At 72.7% G+C, this 19,360-nt stretch carries 16 protein-coding genes; 7 read left to right on the top strand and 9 right to left on the bottom strand.

What is annotated here, in order from left to right; genetic code table 11:
* Window positions 1-63: 63 nt before the first annotated feature.
* Entirely contained in the window at window positions 64-2,151 is a 2,088-nt protein-coding gene (locus tag AC3A5R_RS19545; protein ID WP_487622440.1) for a glycosyltransferase, read from the bottom strand.
* A gap of 103 nt (window positions 2,152-2,254) precedes the next feature.
* Here AC3A5R_RS19545 and AC3A5R_RS19540 point away from each other — a divergent pair, with 103 nt between their 5' ends.
* From AC3A5R_RS19540 to AC3A5R_RS19525, 4 genes are read left to right on the top strand one after another with little or no spacing between them, the layout of a single operon-like run.
* The gene (locus AC3A5R_RS19540; protein ID WP_487622439.1) at window positions 2,255-2,941 is read left to right on the top strand and encodes a glycosyltransferase family 2 protein; all 687 of its coding nucleotides are present in this window, start codon (window positions 2,255-2,257) and stop codon (window positions 2,939-2,941) included.
* Window positions 2,938-3,411 carry a DUF2304 family protein gene (locus AC3A5R_RS19535; protein WP_487622438.1) on the top strand — a complete coding sequence of 158 codons (474 nt, stop codon included), beginning with the start codon at window positions 2,938-2,940 and terminating at the stop codon, window positions 3,409-3,411. The genes AC3A5R_RS19540 and AC3A5R_RS19535 overlap by 4 nt, the downstream gene beginning before the upstream one ends.
* The gene (locus AC3A5R_RS19530) at window positions 3,401-4,624 is read left to right on the top strand and encodes an LCP family protein (protein WP_487622437.1); all 1,224 of its coding nucleotides are present in this window, start codon (window positions 3,401-3,403) and stop codon (window positions 4,622-4,624) included. Before AC3A5R_RS19535 ends, AC3A5R_RS19530 begins: the two co-directional genes overlap by 11 nt.
* Window positions 4,625-4,635: 11 nt before the next feature.
* Window positions 4,636-5,382, top strand: a complete 747-nt coding sequence (locus AC3A5R_RS19525) for a TIGR03089 family protein (protein ID WP_487622436.1) — start codon at window positions 4,636-4,638, stop codon at window positions 5,380-5,382.
* A gap of 15 nt (window positions 5,383-5,397) precedes the next feature.
* Here the strand turns inward: AC3A5R_RS19525 and AC3A5R_RS19520 are convergent, their stop codons facing one another.
* Window positions 5,398-5,886 carry a peptidoglycan-binding domain-containing protein gene (locus tag AC3A5R_RS19520; RefSeq protein WP_487622435.1) on the bottom strand — a complete coding sequence of 163 codons (489 nt, stop codon included), beginning with the start codon at window positions 5,884-5,886 and terminating at the stop codon, window positions 5,398-5,400.
* Between the two features lie 206 nt (window positions 5,887-6,092).
* Between AC3A5R_RS19520 and AC3A5R_RS19515 the strand changes: the two genes are divergently transcribed.
* The 3 genes from AC3A5R_RS19515 to AC3A5R_RS19505 all read left to right on the top strand — a co-directional run bounded on the left by AC3A5R_RS19515 (window position 6,093) and on the right by AC3A5R_RS19505 (window position 10,896).
* A complete protein-coding gene (locus AC3A5R_RS19515) occupies window positions 6,093-6,881 on the top strand; it encodes a CoA transferase subunit A (RefSeq protein WP_487622434.1) in 789 nt (262 codons plus the stop codon).
* 1 nt (window position 6,882) lies between these two features.
* Window positions 6,883-7,539, top strand: coding sequence for a CoA transferase subunit B (locus AC3A5R_RS19510; protein ID WP_487622433.1), 657 nt, complete (start codon window positions 6,883-6,885; stop codon window positions 7,537-7,539).
* A 201-nt stretch (window positions 7,540-7,740) separates the two neighbouring features.
* Window positions 7,741-10,896 carry a SpoIID/LytB domain-containing protein gene (locus AC3A5R_RS19505; RefSeq protein WP_487622432.1) on the top strand — a complete coding sequence of 1,052 codons (3,156 nt, stop codon included), beginning with the start codon at window positions 7,741-7,743 and terminating at the stop codon, window positions 10,894-10,896.
* Between the two features lie 7 nt (window positions 10,897-10,903).
* Here the strand turns inward: AC3A5R_RS19505 and AC3A5R_RS19500 are convergent, their stop codons facing one another.
* The 7 genes from AC3A5R_RS19500 to AC3A5R_RS19470 all read right to left on the bottom strand — a co-directional run bounded on the left by AC3A5R_RS19500 (window position 10,904) and on the right by AC3A5R_RS19470 (window position 19,301).
* Window positions 10,904-11,305, bottom strand: coding sequence for an FAD synthase family protein (locus tag AC3A5R_RS19500; protein WP_487622431.1), 402 nt, complete (start codon window positions 11,303-11,305; stop codon window positions 10,904-10,906).
* A 120-nt stretch (window positions 11,306-11,425) separates the two neighbouring features.
* The gene (locus tag AC3A5R_RS19495) at window positions 11,426-12,391 is read right to left on the bottom strand and encodes a glycosyltransferase family protein (RefSeq protein ID WP_487622430.1); all 966 of its coding nucleotides are present in this window, start codon (window positions 12,389-12,391) and stop codon (window positions 11,426-11,428) included.
* Between the two features lie 8 nt (window positions 12,392-12,399).
* A complete protein-coding gene (locus AC3A5R_RS19490) occupies window positions 12,400-13,212 on the bottom strand; it encodes a CDP-alcohol phosphatidyltransferase family protein (RefSeq protein ID WP_487622429.1) in 813 nt (270 codons plus the stop codon).
* Window positions 13,209-15,092 (bottom strand): DUF5941 domain-containing protein, encoded by a 1,884-nt coding sequence (locus AC3A5R_RS19485; RefSeq protein ID WP_487622428.1) that lies wholly within the window; start codon window positions 15,090-15,092, stop codon window positions 13,209-13,211. Before AC3A5R_RS19485 ends, AC3A5R_RS19490 begins: the two co-directional genes overlap by 4 nt.
* Window positions 15,089-15,835: an ABC transporter ATP-binding protein gene (locus AC3A5R_RS19480; protein ID WP_487622427.1), complete on the bottom strand. Its 747-nt coding sequence runs from the start codon at window positions 15,833-15,835 to the stop codon at window positions 15,089-15,091. Before AC3A5R_RS19480 ends, AC3A5R_RS19485 begins: the two co-directional genes overlap by 4 nt.
* 1 nt (window position 15,836) lies before the next feature.
* Complete coding sequence (locus AC3A5R_RS19475) at window positions 15,837-16,643, bottom strand: ABC transporter permease (protein ID WP_487622426.1); 807 nt, start codon at window positions 16,641-16,643, stop codon at window positions 15,837-15,839.
* A gap of 171 nt (window positions 16,644-16,814) precedes the next feature.
* On the bottom strand, window positions 16,815-19,301 hold the full coding sequence (locus AC3A5R_RS19470) for a CDP-glycerol glycerophosphotransferase family protein (RefSeq protein ID WP_487622425.1): 2,487 nt from the start codon (window positions 19,299-19,301) through the stop codon (window positions 16,815-16,817).
* Window positions 19,302-19,360 lie beyond the last annotated feature (59 nt).

Here is a 19,360-nt window from a genome sequence, read left to right as displayed (position 1 = left end):
CGTGCTCAGGGCAGGCGTCCACCGACCTCCCACCGACGTCCCACCGGCAAGCCGACCGACCTCTCACCGGCGGCGCAGCGTGAGCCGGACGAGACCGTAGGCCGCGTCGGCGGACCGGGCCCGCGCCGCGGCCTCCCGCATCCGCGCGGTGACGTCGCCGTCCAGGTCGCCGACGAGGACGAAGCCGAGGTCGTGGGCCCGGGCGATGACGCCCCGGACGTCGGCCGGCCCGACGGTTCCCTCGACACCGGCGGGGCCGAGCGGCACCGTGATGACGAGCAGCCCGCCCGAGCGCAGCGCCCACGAGGCCTGCTCGAGGACGTGGTCGACGTCGTCGGCGTCGCACCCGCGCGGGTGGATCCGCACGATGACGTCGAGCGAGCCGGTGTCGACGTCGAGCGCGGCGACGCTGGGCTGGCTGCCGGTGAAGTCGATCTCGACGGGCGCGAAACCCACCGCCCGGGCCCACCGCGACAGCAGCGAGCGGCTGCCGGTCTCGTCGACGACGACCGCGCTGCGCCGCCCGTCGTCGCGGACCCGCAGGATGGCGGCGAGCGTGCCGAGCGCGGCCCAGGCCGACACCGCGTCGCGCGACCAGGGCAGGCCGAGGTCGCGGGCCAGCCCGCGGGCGTCGTCGGCCTCGCCGGGGTCGCCCAGGACGTCGGTCGACAGCACCCAGTCGGGCAGGTCGGTCGCCGCGAGGCGCACCGGGTCGCGGCGTCCGCCGAGCACCCGGCCGACCGAGCGACGGGCCGCGTCGGCGAGGTCCGTGGCGTGGCGCACGCCGGAGGCGCCGAGGACCGCTGCCGCCCGCGCGGCGCGCTCCCCCGGCCCGGCCGCGCTCGGCGGGGAGTCGCCCGCCGGTGTCGAGGCGTCGTCGCCAGTCGAGGCGTCGTCGCCAGTCGCGTCGTCGTCGCCCGGCTCGTCGACGCTCGCCCACGCGTCGTCGAACCTGCCTGCCGCAGAGACGGACTCGTCGACGGACAGCGCCTCGACGGTACCGAGGTAGTGCGCCCACGGCGCCGACAGGTCGGGAGTCTTGACGCCGTCGGCGAGGCGGCGGCGCACCTCCGGGTCGCCGAGCCGCCGCAGCGCTCCGGCGAGCGCCCGCTCGTCCTCGGGCGGCACGAGGAGCCCGTTGACCCCGTCGTCGACCTGCTGGGAGAAGGGCGCGATGTCCGAGGCGAGCACCGGCAGCCCGTGCGCGTGGCCGAGGACGACGTTCTGCGACGCCGTCGCCGAGCGGTACGGCAGCGCGAGCACGTCGTGGTCGGCGAGCAGGGAGGCCAGGGCGTCGGCGGGCACGTAGCCGTCGCGGATCTCGACGCGCCCGGCGAGCGCCGGGTCGGAGGCGAGCCGCCCGATCACGCCGCGGTTGGCTCCCCAGACCTCGCCGGCGATGGTCAGGGTGACGTCGGGCACCGAGCGCATCGCGCGCAGGAGGACGTCGATGCCCTTGTACTCGCGGACCAGCCCGAGGGCGAGCAACCGGGTGGGGCCGCTGCGGGCGTCGCGGCTGATCGGGTCGCCGCCCGGCAGGTGCGGGGGCAGGTCGGCCACCGAGACGCGTCGGGCCCCGAGCTCGTGGGCGACGCGCGCCTGCTCGGTGCTGTGGACGAGTGTCGAGTCGACGCGGGAGAAGAGCAGCGACATGAGGGCGGCGTCGCCGGGGTGCGACTCGTGCGGCAGGACGTTGTGGCACACGACGACCGACTGCGGGCGCGGGCGCGGCAGCCCCGGCACGGCGCCGGCCGCGCGGAGCAGGGCCAGGTGCGCCGGCACGACGGGCGGCATGACGTGGACGACGAGGACGGCATCCATGTCGCGCAGCCGGCGGCCGACGCGCACCCACGTGTCGGGCCGCGCCCAGCTGAGCGCGCGCACCGTGCGCGGGAACGGCGGCACCTCGGGGACCCCGGCCGGCACCGTGCCCTCGGCCCGCCGCAGCCGCGAGGGGTAGAGGTGCGACCACGACACGAGCGTCACGTCGTGGCCGGCGTCGGTCAGGTGGTGCGCGAGCATCGTCGTGTGCGCGGCGACGCCGCCCTTGTGCGGGTGCGTCGGCCCGACGACAGCGATCCGCAACGCGGCCGATCCCGCGCCGGGCCCGGTGGCCTCGACGCTCATGCTGGCTGAGAGGGCGTCCGTCATGGTGGTCAGACTCTCTCCCTCGGGGTGCGTGCGGCAACGCGCCGCGCGGGGGCCACCCTTGCGCGTGCGCTGGACCGCGTGGCTCGTCGCTAGGCTGGGGTCCATGCAGAACGAGGACGTGTGGCTCGTGGTGCCGCTTTACAACGAGGCCAGCGTCATCGCAGGAGTGGTCGACGAGGCCCTCTCGGTGTTCCCCAAGATCGTGTGCGTCGACGACGGCTCACGCGACGAGTCGGCCGGAGTCGCGGAGGACGCCGGGGCATGGGTCGTGCGCCACCCGGTCAACCTCGGGCAGGGGGCGGCTCTGCAGACCGGTTTCGACTTCGCCCTGAGTGATCCGGCCATGCGCTACGTCGTCACCTACGACGCTGACGGCCAGCACCAGGTGCACGACGTGGAGACCATGGTGGAGCGGGCTCGGGCGGACGGCCTCAACGTCGTCTTCGGCTCGCGGTTCCTCGACGAACGCACCAAGCCCTCCATGGTCAAGAGACTCGTCCTGCGTGCCGCCGTCGCCTACACGAACTGGACCACGGGCACCCGCCTGACCGATGCGCACAACGGCCTGCGGGTCCTGCGCCGGGACGTCGTCGAGCGGCTCGACATCACGCAGAACCGGATGGCGCACGCCTCCGAGATCGTCGCGCAGATCGGCTCCATGCGCTTCCAGGGCCGGCCCGTCACCTACGCGGAGGAACCCGTGCACATCCTCTACACCGACTACTCCCGCGCGAAGGGGCAGTCCGTCTGGAACGCCGTCAACATCTTGGCGGAGCTGATCTGGCGATGAGGCAGCTGTTGATCCAGGTCCTCCTCGTCGTCGGGGTGCTCGCCATCTCGTGGCGGCTGCTCGTCAGCTACGGGCAGAAGGCCCAGGCGGTTCGCCGACTCGGGCTCCTGCTCTTCGCGACGTTCGCGGTGTGGACCATCCTGTTCCCGGACTTCTGGACGCGGATTGCGAAGTCCCTCGGCATCGGACGTGGCGCCGACCTGATCCTGTACGGCCTCGTCATCGCGTTCCTCGGCTTCGTCGTGACGACCTTCAAGCGCTTCCGCTCGATGGAGGTGCGCTACACCCGTCTTGCACGGCGCATCGCACTCGACGAGGCGCCCTCCCCGCTGGGACCGCATCCGGTGTCGGCCGTGGGAGATCCTGTCGCGCCGGCAGGTACGGCGACGGCGAGTGAGGGCGTGGAAGATGGCGGCATGACGGCCCACGACCGCGCCCACACCACCTCCAGGGTTGCCGATGTCGACTGATCGCGGCCGTCGGCGTCCGCACGACGACGACGCCTACGTCGTCGACACGCGACGACGCGTCAAGCGACCCGACGGCGGTGCGCTCCCGAGCGCGTCAGCCGGTGCCCAGGGTGCGCCCGACCGGTACGACGACGACTACGTCGTCGACACCCGCGGGCGTCGTCCGTCCCCGTCCGCCCCCACGGCGCCGCGCGAGCGCACCCCCCGGGAGCCCGGGCGTCGGGTGCGCAAGGGCCGTGTGGTGCTGCTCGTCGTCGGCCTGCTCGTGCTGGCGTGGGTCGCCTTCCTCGTCTGGGTGCCGGTGCAGGCGTGGAACAACGTCGCCCGCGTCGACAACATCCCGTCCGGCGAGCGCCCCGTCGACACCTCGGGGTACAACTACCTCCTCGTCGGCTCCGACAGCCGCGCCGGGCTGACCAGGGCGCAGAAGAAGAAGTACGCCACCGGCAACGCCGAGGGCCAGCGCACCGACACGATCATGCTCGTGCACGTCTCCGACAGCGGCGGCAAGCCGGTCATGGTGTCGCTGCCGCGCGACTCCTACGTGCCGATCCCCGGCCACGGCTCGAACAAGATCAACGCCGCGTTCTCCATCGGCGGCCCCAAGCTGCTCACCCAGACGGTCGAGGACGTCACCGGCGTGCACGTCGACGGCTACCTCGAGATCGGCTTCGGCGGCTTCGCCAACCTCGTCGACGCCGTCGACGGCGTCACGCTGTGCGTCCCCCGCGACATGAAGGACAAGAAGGCCGGCATCGACCTCAAGAAGGGTTGCCAGAACCTCGACGGCGGCAACGCCCTCGGCTACGTCCGGTCCCGCTACGAGGACCCGATGGGCGACATCGGCCGCGCCGCCCGCCAGCGCCAGTTCCTCGGCGCCCTCATGAAGAAGGCCGCCACCCCGGCCACCGTGCTCATCCCCTGGCGGTACAAGCAGACGGCCGACGCGTCGGCCGCCGGCCTGGCCGTCGGCGAGCAGACCGGCCTCATGGACGCCTACCGCGTGCTCCAGGCGATGCGTGCCGTGAGCGCCGACCAGGGCCTCTCGCTCAGCGTCCCGACCTCCGACCTCGCCTACCGCACGCCGGGTGGGTCGCTCGCGGTCAAGTGGGACACCGAGAAGGCCAAGGCGCTCTTCAAGGCGCTCAGGGACGACGATCCCCTGACCGAGCCCCCGCCGGGCACCACGGTCCAGGGCGCCAAGAACAGCTGAGGCCGCTGCGCATGACGACCCACACCGCTGCCCCGCTGCTGCCCGCAGAGGTGCTCGCCCGGCTCTTCTCGGCGGACGCGACGCGCCCGCGCCTCACCTGGTACGACGACGAGCCCGGGCCGACCGCGGGCGAGCGCATCGAGCTGTCCGCGCGGGTGCTGACCAACTGGGTCGCCAAGGCCGCCAACCTCCTGCAGGACGACCTCTCCGCCGAACCGGGCACCACGGTGGGCCTCGACCTGCCGGCGCACTGGCGGGCCGTCTACTGGGCGCTCGCGGCGTGGTCGGTCGGGGCCGAGGTCGTCGTCGGCGGGGCCGCGACGGGGGCAGACGTGCTCGTGACGGCGGACGTGGAGGCCGCGGTCGCCCACGGCGCCGACGCCGTGCTCGTCTCGCTGCCGGCCCTGGCCCGCAGCCACCCGCAGGCCGCCGACGCACCGGCCGCCGTCGACGAGGCGCGCGAGCTGTCCACGCACGGAGACGTCTTCGTGCCGCTCGCCGACCCGGAGCCCTCCGACGTCGCGCTCGCGACGGCGTCGACCTCGCTCACCTACGGCGAGGTCGTCGTGGCCGACGAGGCGTGGGGCACGCAGCCACGGGTCGCCCTGCGCGGGTCGCTCGATGCCGTCCTGCGATGCTGCCTTTCCGCGTGGGCCGCCGACGGCTCGGTCGTGCTCGAGCGTGGGCCCGTGGGGGCCACCGCAGCGGCGCGCCACGCGTCCGAGGGCGTCACCGTCGACGCCGGTGCCGGCGCCTGAGCGTCACGCCCGCGGTCAGGCCGAGAGCCGGTCGAAGAGTGTCCACGTGCGGGAGGCGACGACGCCCGTGCTGGCCAGCCCGGCCCGCGCCTGGACGGTTTTGACCGCCTCACGAGTGGCGAGGTCGAAGACGCCGGTGGCGGGGACGCCGAGAAGCCGCTGGACGGCGGTCACCTGAGGCCCCCGGTCGCCGACGCGCAGCACCGTCGAACGGCTCCCGACGAAGGGGAAGTCGCGAGCCTCGAGGACGTCCCACAGCTCCGGGGTCACGACGCCGGTCTGCTCGAGGGCGTGGGAGCGCTGGAGCGCCGTGACGCGGTCGCGGGTCACGGCCCCGAAGACGCCGTCGACGGGCACGCCGCCGAGGGCCCGCTGGAGTACGCGGACGACGGCGCCTCGCATGCCGAGTCCGAGCGTCAGGTCCTTGTACGCCGTGTACGCGGTGTCGACCTCGACGCGGGCGACGCCCGCATGGGCGCGGGGCGCGGTGGCGTGCGTCGTCATGGTGGTCCTCCTCGGTCTCTTCAGCACCATTCATTCACTCGGGTCACACCCATCACAACCGGCTCGGGCGAATTACAGACCTGGAATTCGTCGCGCGCCGAACGCGGACGGCCGGCCGACGCACGTGCGCCGGCCCCACCTCATGGGCCCGCCGTGTGGGTCGACCCCACGGCCGCACCGGCCCGGGACGCGGATAGAGTCCGGCCATGGACAAAGTCGTCTCCACCCCCCAGGAGGCCATCGCCGGGATCAGTGACGGCATGTCGCTGTCCGTCGGCGGTTTCGGCCTCTGCGGCATCCCCTCCGTGCTCATCGCGGCCATCCACGACGCCGGCGTCACCGATCTCGAGGCCGTCTCGAACAACTGCGGCGTCGACGACTGGGGCCTGGGCATCCTGCTGCGCGACAAGCGCATCCGTCGCATGGTCAGCTCGTACGTCGGCGAGAACAAGGAGTTCGAGCGGCAGTACCTGTCCGGCGAGCTCGAGGTCGAGCTGACGCCGCAGGGAACCCTGGCCGAGCGCCTGCGCGCCGGCGGCTCCGGCATCGCCGCCTTCTTCACGATGACCGGCGTCGGCACGCAGATCGCGGAGGGTGGCCTGCCGTGGCGCTACGACGACGCCGGAGCCGTGGCCGTCGCCTCGCCGCCGAAGCAGACCCAGGAGTTCGAGTGGATGGGCGAGCGCAAGACCTTCGTGCTCGAGCAGGCCATCACGACCGACTTCGGGCTCGTCCGCGCCGCGAAGGGTGACCGGCACGGCAACCTCGTCTTCAACGAGTCGGCGCGCAACTTCAACCCGCTGTGCGCCATGGCCGGCCGCGTCACCGTGGCCGAGGTCGAGGAGCTCGTCGAGCCCGGTGAGCTCGACCCTGACCAGATCCACCTGCCCGGGATCTTCGTCCAGCGGGTCCTGCCGCTCACGGGCGAGCAGGCCGCCACCAAGCGCATCGAGCGCCGCACCGTACGTCCCCGCCCCGACCAGCAGGAGGCCTGAGATGGCACTGACGCGTGAGCAGATGGCGGCCCGCGCCGCGGCGGAGCTGTCCGACGGCGCCTACGTCAACCTCGGCATCGGCCTGCCGACGCTCGTGCCCAACTACGTGCCCGACGACGTCGAGATCGTCCTGCAGTCCGAGAACGGCATCCTCGGCGTCGGCGCCTACCCGTTCGACGGCGAGGAGGACGCCGACCTCATCAACGCCGGCAAGGAGACCGTGACCCTGCGCAAGGGTGCGGCGTTCTTCGACTCGGCGACGAGCTTCGGGATGATCCGCGGCGGCAAGGTCGACGCCGCGATCCTCGGCGCCATGCAGGTGTCCGAGGGCGGCGACATCGCCAACTGGATGATCCCCGGCAAGATGGTCAAGGGCATGGGCGGCGCGATGGACCTCGTCCACGGCGCCAAGAAGGTCATCGTCCTCATGGAGCACAACGCCAAGGACGGCTCGTACAAGATCGTCAAGGAGTGCTCACTGCCGTACACGGGTCGCGGCGTCGTGCAGCGGATCATCACCGACCTCGCCGTTCTCGACGTCACCGAGTCCGGGCTCGTGCTGCGCGAGCTCGCCCCCGGCGTCACCGAGGACGAGGTCCGCGAGAAGACCGAGCCCGAGCTCACCGTCGACCTCCAGCCGGCCCCGACGCACGGCTGAGTCCACCGACACCGCCGACGGCGCGACACCTCCACGAGGTGTCGCGCCGTCGGCGTCCCACGGCTCGCGCCGGCCGAACGGGCCTTTACCAAAACGGGACGATCCGGCGGTCACGGGACGATAACGATCACCTTCGCAGACTGTGGTGGATGGGACATCTGGGACTCAATGGGTCTGCCGCCCATCCCCAGGAGTCCAGCGATGCGCCTTGTCCCCACCACCGTCGCCGTGACCGTGCTGACCGCCACCTTCGTCGTCGCCCCGACGATGACCTCCGGGGCCAAACCCCGGCCGGTCGCGCCCACGGTCCGCGAGGTCGGCATCCCCGCCGTGGCCGGATCGGGCGCTCCCGCCCGGGCCAGGGCCGCCGCCCCCCAGGCGAGCCCGCCCAACAGCTCGGCGCCCGACAGCGTTGCGCCACAAGGCTCCACGGACAGCACCGGCGACCCCGTCGTCGCTGCCACCCGCGTCGACGGGATCGACTTCGACGTCGCCGGCGTCACCTTCGACCGCACGCCCCCCGCCGGCACCCGCGTCGAGGTGCGCACCCACGGCGTCGCGGGCTGGAGCGGCTGGGTCGGCCTCGACATGGAGGAGGACGACGCTCCGGACCCCGGCTCGGCCGACGCGCGACGCGCACGGCCCGGCACGGCGCCGCTCGCGGCCGCCGACTCCGACGCTGCGGACATCCGCGTCACCACGCCCGACGGCACGGTGCCGAGCGGGCTGCGCGCCAGCCTCGTCGACGGCGGCGACTCCCCCGCCGACGCCTCGATCGACCCGCCCGCGGGCTCGGCCGTCGCGGCGGTCTCCCGGCCGACGTTCATCACCCGCGCCCAGTGGGGCGCCGACGAGAGCATCCGCACGTGCGACGGCGAGCGCCTCGGTGGTTTCAAGGCCGTCGTCGTGCACCACACCGTCAACTCGAACACGTACTCGGCCGACCAGGTGCCGGCGCTCATCCGCTCGATGTACGCCTTCCACGTCAAGAGCCGCGGCTGGTGCGACCTCGGCTACCAGGTGCTCGTCGACCGCTTCGGCCGCGCCTACGAGGGACGCAAGGGCAGCCTGAGCGCCTTCGTCATGGGGGCGCAGGTGGGCGGCTTCAACGCAGAGACGACCGGCATCTCGGTCATCGGCGACTTCACGTCGGTGCCACTGAGCTCGGCGGCCACCTCGACCGTGACCCGCGTGGCCGCCTGGGAGGCCGACCGGTCCCACTTCGACCCGTCCGCCTCCGTCACGCTCACCTCGGCCGGCTCCTCCCGCTACAAGGCCGGCGTCAGGGTGACCGAGCCGAGACTCATGGGTCATCGTGACCTCAGCCTCACCGAGTGCCCCGGGAACCGGGCCTACGCGCAGGTGCCCGGCATCCGCAGCAACGCCGGCGCGATCTGGCGGGCCGGCCAGTGGCGCACGCTCGCCGCGCAGTCGGCCCGGCAGGTGTTCGCGGTCCCGGGCACGGGTTCTGTTGCGCTGTCCGGGCGCGGCTACGGCCACGGCGTCGGGCTCTCGCAGTGGGGCGCCTACGGAGCGGCGACCCGCGGCCTGAGCTGGCAGCAGATCGCGGCCTTCTACTACCCGGGCACGACGCCCGCAGCTCAGGGCAACCCGAGCGTGCGCGTCTGGCTCTCGGCCCTCGGGACGAGCTCGGTCCGGCTCGCACCGCAGAACGGGCTCGTCGTCAGCGACGGCGTGCGATCGGCCAGGCTCGCGAGCGCGCACTGGCGTGTTGTCGTCTCCGGCAGCACCCAGACCCTGCAGTTCCTCTCCGGCACGACGTGGGTGTCGAGCTCGACGTGGCGCAGCTCCACCCGGGTCTTCACCTTCAGCCGCGGCGCGACGCCGATCCGCACGGTCCTGCCCTCGGGCACCTTGCGTGACTACCCAGGCACCATCCGGACCCTCCCGTCCGCGGGTCGTCCGCTCGCCGTCAACGTCGTGCCCACGGAGACCTACCTGCGCAGCGTCGTCCCCGCGGAGATGCCGGCAAGCTGGCCCGCGGCCGCACTGCGCTCGCAGGCCGTCGCGGCCCGCAGCTTCGCGGCCTACCAGCGCGCCGGCGCCACGACCCGGGCCTACGACACGTGCGACGTGACCTGCCAGGTGTACAACGGCGCCGCCGACTACACCGCCGCCGGCGCCCTGAAACGCACCTGGAGCGACGCCAGGTCCACCGCGGCCGTCAGCGCGACGGCCGGCACGATCCTGACCTACGTCAAGAAGCCGGCGCTCACGCACTTCAGCGCCTCCAACGGCGGCCGGACCGTCGCCGGGTCCCAGCCCTACCTCGTCGCCAAGAACGACCCCTACGACGGCGCCGTGGCCTCGAGCTCCAACCCGAACCAGTGGACGACATCGGTCGACACCGCCAGGCTGAGGAGCGCCTACCCGAGCATCGGCACGCCCACCTACCTGACCATCGTCTCCCGCACCGGGGGTGGCGGCACCGGCACCTGGGGTGGCCGGGTCGCGTCGGTCGTCGTGTCGGGCACCCGCGGCAGTGTCACGGTCTCGGGCGACGCCTTCCGCACCGCGACCGGTCTGCGCAGCACGTGGTGGACCGTCACGACCGCGCCCGAGCGGTCTGCGTCCTTCTCCCCGCGCGACGTCACGGGTGACCGTCTCCCCGATGCCGTGATCCCCTCCAACGGTGGTCTGCTCGCGCTGCGCTACAGCGGGAAGCTGTCCTTCAGCCCCACGACGATCTCGACCACCGCGACGAAGGGGATGAAGACGGTCGCCGCGGTCGGGGCGCTCGACCAGGACTCGCTCGGCGACGTCGTGGCCGTCGGGACCGACGGGACCGCTTGGCTCTACCCCGGACTCGGATCGCGCGGCCTCGACGCCGGACGCCGTGCCATTGCCCACGGCTGGACGGCGGTCAACCTCGTCATCGGCGTCGGTGACTGGAACGGCGACGGGTACACGGACGTGCTGACGCGCCAGACGAGCGGCGAGCTGCTGCTCTGGGCCGGCAACGGGACGGGCGCCCTGCGCTCGGCCGGACGGGTCGGGACCGGTTGGCAGACCCTGGCGCAGATCACGACGGGCGACTTCGACGGCGACGGTCGCGTCGACCTGCTGGGCGTACGCGCCTCGGACGGCGCCCTCGTCCTCTGGTCCGGCACCGGGACCGGCGCGTACCGGACGGGTCGGGTCATCGACGGCTCGAACTGGTCGACGATGACGGCGGTCCGCGGCATCGGGGACGTCACCGGCGACGGCCGCGACGACATCGTCGCCCGGCGCGCGTCCGACGGGAGGATGCTCGTCTACCGCGTCGTCGAGTCGGCGAAGCTGGCTTCGCCGCTGACCGCGGGCACGCTGACCTTCGGCGGTCGCTGGGGTCAGTGAGGCAGGCTTAGCCGAGCGCCGCGATGTGCTCGATCAGGCCGGTGGTCGACACCGACGGCGTGCGCGGGAGGTAGACGACCTCGCACACGTCGCTGACCCAGTCGAACTTGCCCTGCCAGTCGTCGCCCATGACGAGGACGTCGGCCCCGTGCTCGAGGATGTAGTCCTTCTTCTGCTCGAGCGACTCCTCCACGAAGACCGCGTCGACGACCTTGAGAGCGGCGACGATCTCGAGCCGCTCCTCCTGGGTGAAGACGGGTGCCCGACCCTTCTTGGCGATGTTGAGCGCGTCGGCCGACACCCCCACGACGAGTCGGTCGCCGAGCTCCGCCGCGCGCTGCAGGACCCGGACGTGCCCGACGTGGAAGACGTCGAAAGTTCCGAACGTGATGACGGTGCGCTGGTTCACGGTGCTCCTCGGTGGCCTGGGTGGCCGGCTGGGCTCTGGCGTCGGACGGTCACGAGCGAGGGTACCGGCCGGCCACGCCGGCTCACGAACACACCGTCGCGGCCCCAGCCGGTGGTCTGCTCAGCGCGCCAGGCTGCGGCGAGCGGCCTCCGCGAGCGTGGTGCTCGCGAGACTGGCCCCATCGCTGACTGCGCCGCCCTCGACGACGGCGCGGGCGAGGTCGGACGCGGTGAGGGGCGTCAGCACGACGCCGGCCGGGCGCGGTGCGGTGTCGCTCGCGACGACCCTGGCGCCCGCCGCGAGGGCCTCTCGGACGATGACGGAGTCGCCGTCCCAGCTCGTCGGGCGCAGGAAGGTGCCGACGCGCGACAGCACCGCGCTGACGTCCGGTGGTGGGCTGTCGAAGGCGACCGTGAGCCACGGCTCCCCCGTCGCCCGGTCACGCAGCGCCTGCACCGCCTCGGTGTCGTGGCCGTAGGCGAGGACGGTGAGCGTCGCGTCGGGCCACGACCGGCGGACCAGCTCGACGGCGTCGACGCCGAGGTCGGCGTTGTAGTGCGCGAGCCCGGCGTTGGTGGCGAGCGCGAGGGCGTGCGGGTCGCGCGGGAACGGGCTCGGCACCGGCGCCGCCGATGCGTCGAACGGCGTGACGACCGTGACCCGCGAGCGCAGCCGTTCGGGCAGGATGGCGCCGATCTCGTCGTTGACGGCCCAGATCTCGTCGTAGGCGTGCAGCGCGAGGGCGAGCGCGCGGCGCCGCCACCACGGCATCCGGGCCACCTGGCTGCTCGTCGACCCCGAGTGCAGGACGAGGACGGTGCGCCCGCGCAGCAGCGCGAAGGCCGGCGCGAGGACCATGGCCCGCCAGAGGCGCGTCAGGTGCAGCAGGTGCAGAGCGCGCCGGCGCAGCCCGGGTAGGGCTCGCAGGGCGCGCTTCGCCGACCCGGTGTCGACGTACACGACCTCGATGCCCTCGCTGCGCAGCGTCGCGGTCAGCTGGTGGTGGCTCGTGCGGACGCCGCCGACCTCACCGTGCTCCTGCGCCCACTGGAAGACGGGTCGGTCGGTCGCCGGGTGCCGCGTCATGCCCGCCCTCAGTCGAGCCGCGAGCTGGACAGGACGCCGAGCAGGTGGCCGCCGGCGGTGACCACGACGAGCGGCACCATGACGACGACGAGCACCTGGGTGCCGAGCAGGTCCCCGTGCACCGCGTCGACGACGGCGGCCACGAGCGCGAGGATCGAGGCCTCGACGGCGACGAACGCCCGGAAGATCGGCAGGTAGTCGAAGGCGCGACGCAGCGCGGCCATGCCCGACGCCTTGGGCCGGGCCGTCGTCGCGACGTCCTCGAGCCACGGGCGTCCGGTCTTGGCGCGGGCCACGTGGACGAGGTCGGTGAAGGCCTTGTTGAGCATGACGCCCAGAGCGACGAGCAGTCCGAGCACGGTCCAGCCGCCGACGTCGCCGGGCGCCGAGAGGCTCCAGCCGTCGGCCCGCAGGCCGATGGCCACCGGGATCGAGGCCTCGGTGACGTAGTGGCCGATGCGGTCGAGGTAGATGCCGGCCGGCGAGAAGCGCTGGCGCCAGCGGGCGACCTCGCCGTCGGAGCAGTCGAGCAGGATCTGCAGCTGCATGGCGAGGACGGCCACGACCGGGCCCCAGACCCCGCCGAACGGGATGGCGAAGGCGCCCGCCACGCCGACGACGATCATGAGCCAGGTGACGCCGTTCGGCGTGATGTGCGTCGGCAGCAGCCACCGCGTCACGTAGATCGACAGGTGGCGGATGTAGAGCGCCCCGGCCCAGTGCTCGGCGTTGTACCGCGCGATGTGCTCGGGCGGCTGCGCGACGGCCTTGAGCTGCTCGATGCTCGGCCGGTCGTCGGCCGGGTCGTGGGCGAAGGTCATGAGGGACCATCCTGCCGTGTGCCGCCGAGCTGCCGGCGCCAGGCCCGGGCGGACTCGCCGCCGAAGAGCACCGCGAGCACGATGGCGCCGGCGACCAGGAAGGGCGCGGGGTGGTCGCTCAGGCCGCCGACGACGCCGAGGAGCACGACGCGTCCCTCGACTCCGAGCGTGGCCCGCACCAGGGCACTCGGGCTGCCCGAGCCGGTCTCGCGCAGCCGGTAGACGTTGTCGTAGAGGTGCCAGCACACGACGGCGAGCCACGCGTACGCGGCGGCCCGGGGGGCGGGGTCGCCGCCGGCCGCGAGCAGGAGCGCTGCTGTCTCGACCGCGACGAGCAGGGCGGGCACCTGCCAGGCGAGCCGGCCGCGCCCGGTGGGCCGTGGCGCCACAGCGAGGTCGGCCAGGTGGGCAAGCATGGGGTCCGGCCGGTCGGGGCGGAAGCCGTCGCGACGCGTGAGCGCCCGCAGCAGGCGCCCGGCCTGGGTCCACCCGAGCGCGATCACCGAGGCGACGCCGAGGGCCCAGAGCAGCCCCGCCGGGCTGAAGAGGAGCAGGCCGACCGACATGACGAGGTAGCGCTCGGCGATGGGCAGGTGCAGCACCTGCTTGACGTCGCGGACGACGCGGGCCCGCCCTGTCGGCGGCCCCGCGACCGTCGTGCGGGCGGTGTCCGGGCCGCCGTCGCGGCGATCCTCGAGCGGGTGCGGCTGTCGGGGCTCGGCAGCGGACGCACGCTGGCGCGTCGAGTAGGCGAAGTCCTCGACGTGGCGGACCGCCAGCACGGCGAGGACGAGCACCGCCAGCCACCAGAGGTCCTCGCCCCGGCGGACCGCGACCCAGGCGACCGCCGCGACCATGGTGAACTCCTTGACGCGGTCGCTCACGGCGTCGAGCCAGCCGCCGAGCGCGCTGTAGCGCCGGGTGAACCGGGCGATCTCGCCGTCGACGCAGTCGACGACGAGCGAGGCCTGCAGCAGCACCGCCGCGAGCAGCCACGTCCACCGGGAGTCGACCGAGGTCAGGGCACAGGCCGCGAGCCCGAGCGCGAGGCTGACGGCCGTGACGACGTTCGGGGACCAGCCGTGGCGCAGCCCCACCGCGGTGAGACGGCGCGAGAGCGGCCGGATCGCGTGCGTCGAGAAGACGCCGTCGTTGCCGCGCGAGGCCGCGCGGAGCCGCTGCTGCCAACTCGAGCCCGGCGCCCCGCGACGCAGCTCGTGGCCGCGCTCGACGGTGACGTGCGCGAGGGGCACGGCCACGACGGGCACGACGGCGGCCCGAACGACGGCGACGACGGCGAGGTCGAATGCCGATGCCCCGGGCTCCCGGGCCGCCGGGCTCGTCGCCGCGGCCACCAGGGCGTCGGCGAGGGCGGCGCGGTCGGCGGCAGCGACCCGCAGGACGCCGGCGGCGTAGGCGGTGGGTGCCGAGACGAGGTGCGCGGCCGACCCGGCCGAGACGACGAGCCGCGTGTGCCGGTCGACGCGGACCGGACGGAACCCGCCGTCGCCGGGTCCGCGCGCCTCCCCCGCCCCGCACAGGTCGGAAAGGGGCGCGTCGACGGTGGGCAGGAGGGTCGCGTCGCGAGGCGCATCGAGCACGTCGAGGAGCGCGACCGGGCTCACGCGCACGTCCGGGGCCGCCAGCACGAGCGGGCGGCTGTCCGAGGCCGCCGCCACCGCCGCGACGGCGGCGATGACGTCCTGCACGGCGTGCGTCGGGGTGTCGGGGCGGGCCGGGGACAGGCCCAGCTCACCGAGGGTCTCGAGCAGGTCGGCGGCGGGGTCGACCCCGAGGACCAGGGTGTCGGCGCCGGCCGAGCGACCCGCGACCGAGCGCGCACGAGCATCGCCGACGAGCAGAGGCTCGTCGAGCCTCACGCGCCCGCGTCCGCGTCCGCGTTGTACTGCTCCAGGACCTCCTCGACGGGACCGTCGCCGACGAGCTCGCCCTGGCGCAGGTAGAGGCCGCGCTCCGCGAACCGGTTGAGGTCGTGCTCGCTGTGGGAGACGAGGAACAGGGTCTTGCCGCCGGACAGCATGGTCTCCATCCGCTCGTAGCACTTCTCGCGGAAGGCCCGGTCGCCGACGGCGAGCACCTCGTCGACGAGGACGATCGGCTGGTCGAGCGTGGTGATGAGCGCGAACGCGAGACGCACCTGCATGCCCGAGGAGAAGTGGCGGAAGGGCATGTTCATGCCCTTGGCCACCTGGGGGCCGGCGAAGTCGACGATCTCGTCGTACCGCTCGTCGATCTGGCGCTTCGACAGGCCGTGCAGGCCGGCCGCGAGGTAGATGTTGTCGCGTGCGGTCAGCTCGCCGAGGAACCCGCCCGTCAGCTCGATGAGGGGGGCGACCCCTCCGCGGACCCGTACCGACCCTGTGTCGGGGATGAGGACGCCGGCGATCATCTTCAGCAGCGTGCTCTTGCCGCCACCGTTGCCGCCGATGACGCCGACGGCCTCTCCCGCGTGGACGCTGAAGGTGACGTCCTTGAGCGCCCAGAAGGTGTCGGCCGGAGCACCGGAGTGCCCCTTGAAGACGATCTCGCGCACCGACCTCTTGCGCCGGCGGCTGCGGTAGAACTCGATGCCCAGATCGCGGGCCTCGATAACGGTCTTCATCTCAGATCTCCTTGAGGACCGCGGGTTCGAGCCGCGTGAAGATGTAGGACCCGACGACGAGCAGCACGACGGACACGACGGCCGAGAGCAGGATCGCCTGGTGGTTCAGCTCGGCCGGGAAGAAGCCGGCCCGGTAGGCCTCGAGCACGCCGCTCATCGGGTTCCAGATGAGGATCGACTGCATCGCCTTGGGGGCGGCGTGGACGCCGTAGATGATCGGGGTGGCGTAGAAGCCCATGCGCAGCAGGATCCGCACGATGCGCGAGGTGTCGGTGAACAGCACGGTGATCGGCGCGAGGATGAGACCGAGACCCACCTGGAGCAGGAACTGCAGCACCAGGCCCACGGGGAACCAGATCAGCTTGTGGTTGATGTGCGCCTGCCCCGTCGCGGCGAAGAACAGCGCGAACCCGGCGAGCACCGGCAGGGACAGCACGAACTCGATGCCCTTGGCGAGCACGACCCGCACCACCCACAGCTCACGGGGCATGTTCGTCGAGCGGACGAGCCGGGACTCGGCGATGAGCGCGCGGGCGGTCTCGGTGACGCTGAGCTGGAACCACTGCCAGGCGAGGACACCGATGAGGATGAAGAGCACGTAGGGCTGGTAGCCCACGCTCCGCGACTTGAAGATGACCGTGAAGACGACGAAGTAGATGGCCGCCATCGCGAGCGGGTCGATGATCGTCCAGAGGTACCCGATGGGGCTGCTGGCGTAGCGGACGTGGAGGTCGCGTCGCACCAGGGTCCAGAGCAGCTGCCGGCGCCTCATGAGGCCCCGTGCCTGCCTCGTGATGTCGAGTGTCACGTACCGTCCTGACTCATCGAGCGGCCGCGTTGACCGCGGCGTGGAAGGGTGGTTGTCCGACACCGGGGACCGGCGTCGAACCGGTGTCGAGCGAGGCCAACGGTATCCTGCGCAGCCGGTGACACTCACGTCCTGCCGAGTGAGCCGGACCCGCGGGCCGACGGGGCGCGTTCACGGCGCGCCGATGGCCCGTTCGAACTCCGCGATGACCGCGGCGTTGTACTGGACGGGGTCGAAGGGCGCCACCCCGACGGCCCCCTCGAGAGCAGCCGTCATGCCGGCGGCCAGGGCGTCGACCGACCGGTCCACGACCAGCCCCGCGCCGGGCTCCAGCGCAGAGGCCACCGAGTCGAAGGCCGTCGACACGATGCTGAGACCGAGCGTCCGCGCCTCGAGCACCACCATGGGCTGTCCCTCGTAGTCGCTCGAGAGGACGAAGCACGAACAACGCGCCATGATCCCCCACGGGTTGCGCTGGAGCCCGGTGAAGACGACCGCACCGTCGAGGCCCAGCCGTCGCGCCGCTGACTCCAGCCCGACGCGCAGAGGTCCGTCTCCGATGACGACGAGCCGGGCCCGCGGGTGCTTGTCGTGCGCCAGTGCGAACGCCTCCAGCAGGCGGTACTGGTTCTTCTCCGGCGACAGCCGGCCGACGGTCACGAAGACGTAGGGCTCCTCGCCCTCCTGCACCGGGGCGAGCGCGTCGAGAGTACCGTCGGCCGCCTGCTCTGCCGCGCCCGTGACGATGCGCTGGACGTCGATGGTGTTGCGCGCCGACACGAAGCGCTCGGCGGGGGCGAACCGAGACAGGTTGCGGGCGTTGATGCTGCGCAGTGAATCGGAGACCGACACGAGGTGGTCGAAGCGCCGGTAGCTGCTGAAGACGCCGGCGAGGTTCGCCTCGTGCGGACGCTTGCCGTGCACCTCACGCATCTGGTCGGCGAGCAGGTCGTTGTGCTGCCACACCGACCGCTGGCCCGCGGGGGCGTTGGCGAGCAGGAACGTCCACGCCGGCGAGTACCCGCTGAAGTCCACGACGTGGTCGAAGGTCGCGTCGCCCACAGCCCGACGCCACTCCTGGCGCAGCTGGGCGTCGATCGCATCGACGACGGAGGGCCGCAGCTCCGCGATGCGCCCACGCATCATCTTGCGCCTGTTCGCGAGCCCTCTCTTGCTGAGGTCCGGGCTCCCCTTGCGGAAGAACTGGCGCACGCGGGGGTCGATCGCCGCGAAGTTGTGAACCCGGTCGGGGTGCTTGCTCTCCTGGACGATGACCGAGACGTCCCAGGCGTCGTGGTCGATCGTGCGCAGCAGGTTGAGGGCCGAGCTGGTGATGCCGTTCGACATCATTCCGCCGAGGTACACCATCAGCGTCCGGCGCCCGTCGGACCGGGTGCTGCGCACTCGGTGGCCCTCCCGTCGGCCGCGGACGACGACGTCGAGCACTCGTTGGGTGGCGTTGCCGTCGTCCAGCGGCGCGAACCGCGACCTGGCCGCCTCCCGAGCCTCGCCGTGGGTCCGGTGCGGGTCGTGCTCACCACCGGTGCCGACGGCCCGCACGACGTCGGCGAGACCCGCGGCGGTGTCGGTCAACGGACCCGGCAGCTCGGCGAGGTCGAGGTAGGCGCCCCGGTAACCCTCGTACTCGTCGCGGTCCGGGGCATGGAACACGATGGGCCGGCCGGTGGTGAGGAAGTCGAAGAAGATGCTGGAGTAGTCCGTCACGAGCACGTCGGTCGTCGCGAGGACCTCGTTCGTGGGCACGTGGTTCGGCACCAGCCGGCCCGTCAGGCCCGGCTCCTCGAGGGCGTGCCGGTACACCTGCTGATGCACCTTGAGCAGGACCCGATGGCTCTCCGGCAGCAGTGCGTCGAGCTCGGTGACCAGCTCGAGCAGCTGCGCGGTGTCGTCGTAGGGCGTGTGGAAGGAGCTGCCCTTCCAGGTGGGAGCCACGAGCACCACCGTGTCGTCGGGACCCACGCGGACCCCTTCCGCCGTGAGGCGACTGCGCGCCGCGGCGGCCGCCTCCGCGCCGGCGAACTGGACGTCCGTGCGCGGATAGCCCACCTCGACGAGCTCGCCGGGAGCCACGTTGGCGAGGCGGTAGGCGTCCTCGTACATGCGCTCGGACATGAACGGGCTCGTGGCGAGCAGGTAGTCGGCCATCATGAAGTTGCGCAGCACGTTCCGTGCCCCGAAGCCGCCCTGCGCCTCGTCATAGCCCATGGTCTTCAGGGGCGTGCCGTGCCAGGTGTTGAGGTACACCTGTTCCGGGCGCTTGCCCCATGACGGCGGAAAGGTCGCGTTGTTGACGAGCAGGCCGGCCGTGGCGAGGGCACGGCGGTAGGCCAGCGAGCCGCGTCGCACGAAGCGCACGCGGGGGTCATCGGCGAACTCCGCCACCGTCGAGGCGTAGGCGGACAGGTCGGCGAGCGCCCAGACGTGCGTCAGGTGCTGCTGCTGCGGGTCGGCGAGCAGCGCGCGGAAGATGGCCTCGGGGTTGCACAGCATCCCGTTGCCGCCGAACGACTCGTAGACGACGACGTCGGGGTCGACCGGAAGCTGGACGAACCAGGCCCGCAGCTCGTGAGGCACCGTCTTGGCGGTCTTGCGCGCCAGCTTGCGGATCTTCTGGACGTGCCTCAGTGGCGAAGCCATGGGGTGAGTGCGCTCCTCGCAGGTGGTGGACGGGTCCTGGCCCCCACCGGGGCGCGGCC

The organism is Intrasporangium sp. Soil_C_50 (genome assembly GCF_057656595.1).
The sequence above is the reverse complement of the archived record's forward strand: the minus strand, read 5'-3'. Positions and strand labels throughout refer to the sequence as shown.

Excerpts from the sequence above, each read along its gene's own strand:
- AC3A5R_RS19545 (WP_487622440.1), bottom strand. The coding sequence starts at position 2,151 with ATGACGGACGCCCTCTCAGCCAGCATGAGCGTCGAGGCCACCGGGCCC.
- AC3A5R_RS19540 (WP_487622439.1), top strand. The coding sequence starts at position 2,255 with ATGCAGAACGAGGACGTGTGGCTCGTGGTGCCGCTTTACAACGAGGCC.
- AC3A5R_RS19535 (WP_487622438.1), top strand. The coding sequence starts at position 2,938 with ATGAGGCAGCTGTTGATCCAGGTCCTCCTCGTCGTCGGGGTGCTCGCC.
- AC3A5R_RS19530 (WP_487622437.1), top strand. The coding sequence starts at position 3,401 with ATGTCGACTGATCGCGGCCGTCGGCGTCCGCACGACGACGACGCCTAC.
- AC3A5R_RS19525 (WP_487622436.1), top strand. The coding sequence starts at position 4,636 with ATGACGACCCACACCGCTGCCCCGCTGCTGCCCGCAGAGGTGCTCGCC.
- AC3A5R_RS19520 (WP_487622435.1), bottom strand. The coding sequence starts at position 5,886 with ATGACGACGCACGCCACCGCGCCCCGCGCCCATGCGGGCGTCGCCCGC.
- AC3A5R_RS19515 (WP_487622434.1), top strand. The coding sequence starts at position 6,093 with ATGGACAAAGTCGTCTCCACCCCCCAGGAGGCCATCGCCGGGATCAGT.
- AC3A5R_RS19510 (WP_487622433.1), top strand. The coding sequence starts at position 6,883 with ATGGCACTGACGCGTGAGCAGATGGCGGCCCGCGCCGCGGCGGAGCTG.
- AC3A5R_RS19505 (WP_487622432.1), top strand. The coding sequence starts at position 7,741 with ATGCGCCTTGTCCCCACCACCGTCGCCGTGACCGTGCTGACCGCCACC.
- AC3A5R_RS19495 (WP_487622430.1), bottom strand. The coding sequence starts at position 12,391 with ATGACGCGGCACCCGGCGACCGACCGACCCGTCTTCCAGTGGGCGCAG.
- AC3A5R_RS19490 (WP_487622429.1), bottom strand. The coding sequence starts at position 13,212 with ATGACCTTCGCCCACGACCCGGCCGACGACCGGCCGAGCATCGAGCAG.
- AC3A5R_RS19480 (WP_487622427.1), bottom strand. The coding sequence starts at position 15,835 with ATGAAGACCGTTATCGAGGCCCGCGATCTGGGCATCGAGTTCTACCGC.
- AC3A5R_RS19470 (WP_487622425.1), bottom strand. The coding sequence starts at position 19,301 with ATGGCTTCGCCACTGAGGCACGTCCAGAAGATCCGCAAGCTGGCGCGC.